Below are 4,502 nucleotides of genomic sequence, written 5' to 3'. Positions count from 1 at the left end.
ACCCCTGCAGCCGCCATCGGGCCGCCGGGCGCGGCGGCAGCCTTGCCCAGCAAGGCCGCGCCGACCACCGCCCAGCCTGCCGGGCCTCCGCCGCAATAGGGCGCAGGACCAACCCTCGCCGGCGCCGACAAGAAGCAGGATCTTCCTAAGATGGCTGACATCCGCCGCGTCACCGACGATTTCGCCGTAGCACCCCAGCTCGCCCCAGACGAGGTCGCCCAGGCGGCGACCCGAGGCTTCCGCCTGCTGATCAACAACCGGCCGGACGGCGAATCGCCGGGCCAGCCCACCGGCGCGGCCATGGCGGCTGCCGCGGACAAGGTCGGCCTGTCCTATGTCCACATCCCCTTCGCAGGCGCCCCCGGACCGGCCCAGGTCGAGGCCGTACGCTCGGCCGTGCTGGCGGCGGACGGCCCCGTGCTGGCCTTCTGCCGCTCCGGCACGCGCTCGATCACCGCCTGGGCCCAAGGCCAGGCGAAGTCAGGCGACCGGCCGCGCGAGGAGCTGGTCAGACTAGGCCGTGAGGCCGGCTACGATCTCTCCGGCTCGATCTGAGCCGGTTGCGAGGTCAGGGCGCATGACGGACAGTCCGCGCCTGGGCCTTGGGACCGTGCTGCTCGTCGCTGTACTGGCTGGAATGGTCATGTTCGCCGGGTGGGGCGCGTGGGCGTCCTGGCGGCTGGCGGGGGACGCGCCGATGAGCATCCATGGCTGGATCGCCATGGCCATCGCCGGCGGCGTCACCGCGCTGATGACCGGCGGGTTCATTTGGCTGGCCTTCTATTCGGCACGCAAGGGCTTTGACGACGACCAGCGCTACTGATCCCCTTCCCAAGCGGCGCCGATGCCGCCACCCTCTCGAAGGTTCCAGTAGCTGCGAGTCGCGCACCCGCATGACCGACACGCCCACCTCTCCCGCCACCCCGCTCGGCTCGGCCTGGCCGCAGCGGTTCGGGACCGAGCCGGCCGTCGCGCCGGAGCCGGTGTCTGCCGCCGACCTGGCTTCTCAGCTCTCCGCCCGCCTCTGTCACGACTTCGTCAGCCCGGCCAGCGCCATCGTCTCGGGCCTCGACCTGCTGGAAGACCCCACGGCGGCGGACATGCGCGACGACGCCATGAACCTGATTGCTGCATCGGCAAAGAAGCTGGTGGCCCTGCTGTCCTTTTCACGGGTGGCGTTCGGCTCGTCGGTTTCGGCGGAGAGCTTCGACACGCGCGAGCTGGAGAAGCTGGCCCAGGGCGTCTACGAGCACGTGCGGCCCAGCCTTGTCTGGCGCGTGGCCCCGCCCGTCTTGTCCAAGGCGCCCGCCCGCGCCCTGCTGAACCTGGCGCAGATCGCCGCCACGGCCCTGCCTACCGGGGGCGCGGCGACCCTGAGCGCGGTGATCCAGGGCGAGGAGGTGGTGATGCTCGCCGAAGCCGAAGGCGCCCGGGCCCGCCTGCGCCCGGAGGTGATCAGCGGCCTGCGCGGCGAGAAGCTGGAAGGCGGCCTTGGCGGCCACTGGGTCCAGGCCTACTTCCTGCACCAGCTGCTCAAGGCGGCAGGGGGGAAGCTCGACTACGCCGTGGCCGAAGACCGGGTGGCGCTCCGGGCCCGCGCGCCGGCCTGAGCGCATAAGCTCTTTCATCCGGCCAGTTATGGCGGCAGACCGCGGCGCCTCCACAGCTCCTTAACCAGCAGGGCCTAGCCTTCGTCAAAGCGTGCGTCGCCTGCGTCGCGCGCGCAGCGGTGCGATGGTCATGGACCCCAGCCTTGCTTCGCTACAGGCCGGAGCCTCCCGCATGAAGATGTGTCTGGTGGTCGACGACAGCCGGGTGGTGCGCAAGGTCGCGCGCCGGATCCTGGAAGCGCTGGAGTTCGAGACCGCTGAAGCCTGCGACGGTATGGAGGCCCTGGCCTTCTGCCGCACCGCCATGCCGGATGCGATCCTGGTGGACTGGTCCATGCCCAACATGGACGGTCTCGAGTTCCTGACGAGCCTGCGCAACGAGCCGGGCGGGGAGCAGCCCGTGGTGGTCTTCTGCGCCGCCGAGAACGATCCCGAGCGGATCGCCGAAGCGCTGGCGCACGGCGCAGACGAGTACATCATGAAGCCCTTCGACGGCGACATCGTCGCCTACAAGCTCGGCCAGGCGGGCCTGCTGTGAACCCCGCCGACCTCGACTTCCTGCAGACGCTGGTTCAGGGCCGCTGCGGGCTGAGCCTGCGCGGCGACAAGGGCTATTTTGCCGAGAGCCGGCTCGGCGGCCTGGCGCGGCGGGAGGGCATGGCGTCCGTGGAGGCGCTGCTGGAGCAGCTGCGCCAGGGCTCCGACGAGCGGCTCGCCGCGGCGACGGCGGAGGCCCTGGCGGTCACCGACACCGCCTTCTTCCGCGACGGCCCGACCTTCGGGCGGCTGAAGACGGACGTGCTGCCTGCTCTCGCGGGAGAGGCGGCCGAGCGGGTGGTGCAGGTGTGGTGCGCCGGCTGCTCCACAGGCCAGGAGGCCTATTCCCTGGCCATGATGGCCGAGGAGCAGAGTCCTCCCCTGCGGCTGGAGATCGTGGCGACAGACCTGTCCGAGCGGGTGCTGGAGAAGGCCCATTCCGGCCTCTACACCCAGTTCGAGGTCCAGCGGGGCCTGCCCATCCGCTTGCTGCTGAAGTATTTCGAGAAGGCCGGCGAGATGTGGGCCATCACCCCGCGGCTGCGTGCAGCCATCCGCTGGCGCCGGCTGAACCTGGTGGAGGAACGCCGCAGCCGTCGGCAGTTCGACCTCATCCTCTGCCGAAACGTGCTGAGCTATTTCGAGCCGGACCTGCGGGAGCGGGTGCTTGCCCAGTTCCTCCCGGGCCTCGCGCCTGGGGGCTATCTGGTGCTCGGCCCCGCCGAGCCGGGGCCACAGGGCTTCGAGGCCATGGGCGACGGCGTCTTCCGCCAGCAGGTTCAGGCGGACCGGGTGGTGGCCGCCTGATCTGGCTTGACACCGGCTTTACGCCTCCCGTCCTAGGACGGGATGAGGACCGTCGCTTTCGCCTACCCTCTCCTTCAGCCGGCGTCGAAGCCTGAAATCAACGCGATCTAAACCGTCATGACACGACCTCCCGGCGTGAGTTTCGGCAAGGACCTGGGGTGGCGGGTCGAGGCCCTGGCCTTTGACCTGCTGAGCACCGCGCTGCAGCCCTGGCCGATCTCCTGGGTGTCAGGCGCCGGTGGGCGGCTGTTCCGGCTGGTCGGTCCGTTCACCGGCGCGCACCAGCTGGCCGAGCGCAACCTGCGACTGGCCTTCCCCGAACTATCTGACGCCGAACGCGCCCGCCTGCTCGGCGAGCAGTGGGACAACCTGGGCCGCACCTTTTTCGAGTTCCCCCTGGTCGACCGCCTCACCCCGGCCCAGGGGCGGGTGGAGGTGGTGGGCATGGAGCGGCTGCAGGCCCTGGCGCGCGCCGGTCGAGGGGCGGTGCTGATCTCCGGCCACTTTGCCAACTGGGAGGTGATGGCGGCGGTGATCGTGGCCAGCGGGCTGGACTGCCGCATCACCTACCGTGCCGCCAACAACCCCCATTTCGACCGCCGCATCATCGAGGGCCGCTCCCGCTATGGCGTGAAGCTGTTCGCCCCCAAGGGCGGCGCCGGCTCGCGCGACCTGCTGAAGACGCTGCAAGACGGCCAATCGGTGGCCTTCCTCAACGACCAGAAGTTCAACGGCGGCGTGGCCGTCCCCCTCTTCGGCCATCTCGCGCATACCGCCGGTGCACCCAGCCGGGTGGCGATCCGCTTCGGCGGCGCGCTTCAGCCCCTGTCAGTGCAGCGCCTGCCCAAGGCGCGCTTCCGCGTCGTGGTGCACGAACCGATCCCGCTGGAGGATACCGGTGACCGGGAGCCGGACGTCGAGGCAGGCGTGCGCAAGGTCAACGCCTTCGTGGAGGCCCGGGTGCGCGAGCGGCCGGGCGAGTGGTTCTGGGTGCATAAGCGCTGGCCGAACGAGGCGTACGAGGCGCTGGCGGCGAGAGGGCTGTAGAGCTCCGGCCTACATCCGAACAGATGATGCAAGTGCTCACCGCACCTTCGGGCTCATCCTGAGCCTGTCGAAGGATGAGGCCGCGCCGCGGAGGGACGCCTCGTCTTTCGACGGGCTCAGGATGAGGCGACTGCTGGCGGTTGTGCTTGAAGCCGCCGCGGCTGAGATAGCCGCTGTTCAGCGGCTGAAGGCCGTAGACCTACGGCATCTCGTCCTCGGCGAACAGCTCGTCCTTGGAGACCGGCGTGTCCTCGACCTTGGCGCGCTCCAGGATCAGGTCGACCACCTTCTCCTCATAGATCGGCGCCCGCAGCTGGGCTGAGGCCTGCGGGTTGTTGCGGAAGAAGTCAAAGGCCTGCTGCTGCTGGTCGCTGGGATAGCGGCGGATTTCGGCGATGAGCGCCTGCTGCATCTCCTGCTCGGAGATTTGCACATTGTGGCGCTGGCCGATCTCGGCCAGGACCAGGCCAAGCCGCACCCGCCGCTCGGCAATCTTGCGGT

Annotated in this window: 6 protein-coding genes and 1 pseudogene; 6 read left to right on the top strand and 1 reads right to left on the bottom strand. The window is 69.8% G+C overall.

Annotated elements, in window-relative coordinates; translation table 11 throughout:
* Positions 1–150: 150 nt before the first annotated feature.
* The 6 genes from HUV06_RS14770 (at position 151) to HUV06_RS14745 (ending at position 4,001) form a co-directional block, all read left to right on the top strand.
* Positions 151–555, top strand: a complete 405-nt coding sequence (locus tag HUV06_RS14770; protein ID WP_174302011.1) for a TIGR01244 family sulfur transferase — start codon at positions 151–153, stop codon at positions 553–555.
* Positions 556–577: 22 nt separating this feature from the next.
* The gene (locus HUV06_RS14765; protein WP_174302010.1) at positions 578–823 is read left to right on the top strand and encodes a hypothetical protein; all 246 of its coding nucleotides are present in this window, start codon (positions 578–580) and stop codon (positions 821–823) included.
* Between the two features lie 70 nt (positions 824–893).
* Complete coding sequence (chpT, locus tag HUV06_RS14760) at positions 894–1,610, top strand: histidine phosphotransferase ChpT (protein WP_174302009.1); 717 nt, start codon at positions 894–896, stop codon at positions 1,608–1,610.
* Positions 1,611–1,782: 172 nt separating this feature from the next.
* Positions 1,783–2,148: a PleD family two-component system response regulator gene (locus HUV06_RS14755; protein WP_174302008.1), complete on the top strand. Its 366-nt coding sequence runs from the start codon at positions 1,783–1,785 to the stop codon at positions 2,146–2,148.
* Positions 2,145–2,954 (top strand): protein-glutamate O-methyltransferase CheR, encoded by an 810-nt coding sequence (locus HUV06_RS14750; RefSeq protein ID WP_174302007.1) that lies wholly within the window; start codon positions 2,145–2,147, stop codon positions 2,952–2,954. Before HUV06_RS14755 ends, HUV06_RS14750 begins: the two co-directional genes overlap by 4 nt.
* A gap of 117 nt (positions 2,955–3,071) precedes the next feature.
* Positions 3,072–4,001: a lysophospholipid acyltransferase family protein gene (locus tag HUV06_RS14745; protein WP_174302006.1), complete on the top strand. Its 930-nt coding sequence runs from the start codon at positions 3,072–3,074 to the stop codon at positions 3,999–4,001.
* Between the two features lie 199 nt (positions 4,002–4,200).
* Here HUV06_RS14745 and HUV06_RS14740 read toward each other — a convergent pair.
* Positions 4,201–4,502, bottom strand: a pseudogene (locus HUV06_RS14740) (trigger factor); the annotation flags it as partial.

Origin of the sequence: Caulobacter sp. S45, from assembly GCF_903642205.1 — a bacterium.
Lineage (GTDB): Bacteria > Pseudomonadota > Alphaproteobacteria > Caulobacterales > Caulobacteraceae > CAHJWH01.
The sequence above is the reverse complement of the archived record's forward strand: the minus strand, read 5'-3'. Positions and strand labels throughout refer to the sequence as shown.

Coding starts and splice junctions, on each gene's coding strand:
- chpT (WP_174302009.1), top strand. CDS start 894: ATGACCGACACGCCCACCTCTCCCGCCACCCCGCTCGGCTCGGCCTGG.
- HUV06_RS14770 (WP_174302011.1), top strand. CDS start 151: ATGGCTGACATCCGCCGCGTCACCGACGATTTCGCCGTAGCACCCCAG.
- HUV06_RS14765 (WP_174302010.1), top strand. CDS start 578: ATGACGGACAGTCCGCGCCTGGGCCTTGGGACCGTGCTGCTCGTCGCT.
- HUV06_RS14755 (WP_174302008.1), top strand. CDS start 1,783: ATGAAGATGTGTCTGGTGGTCGACGACAGCCGGGTGGTGCGCAAGGTC.
- HUV06_RS14745 (WP_174302006.1), top strand. CDS start 3,072: ATGACACGACCTCCCGGCGTGAGTTTCGGCAAGGACCTGGGGTGGCGG.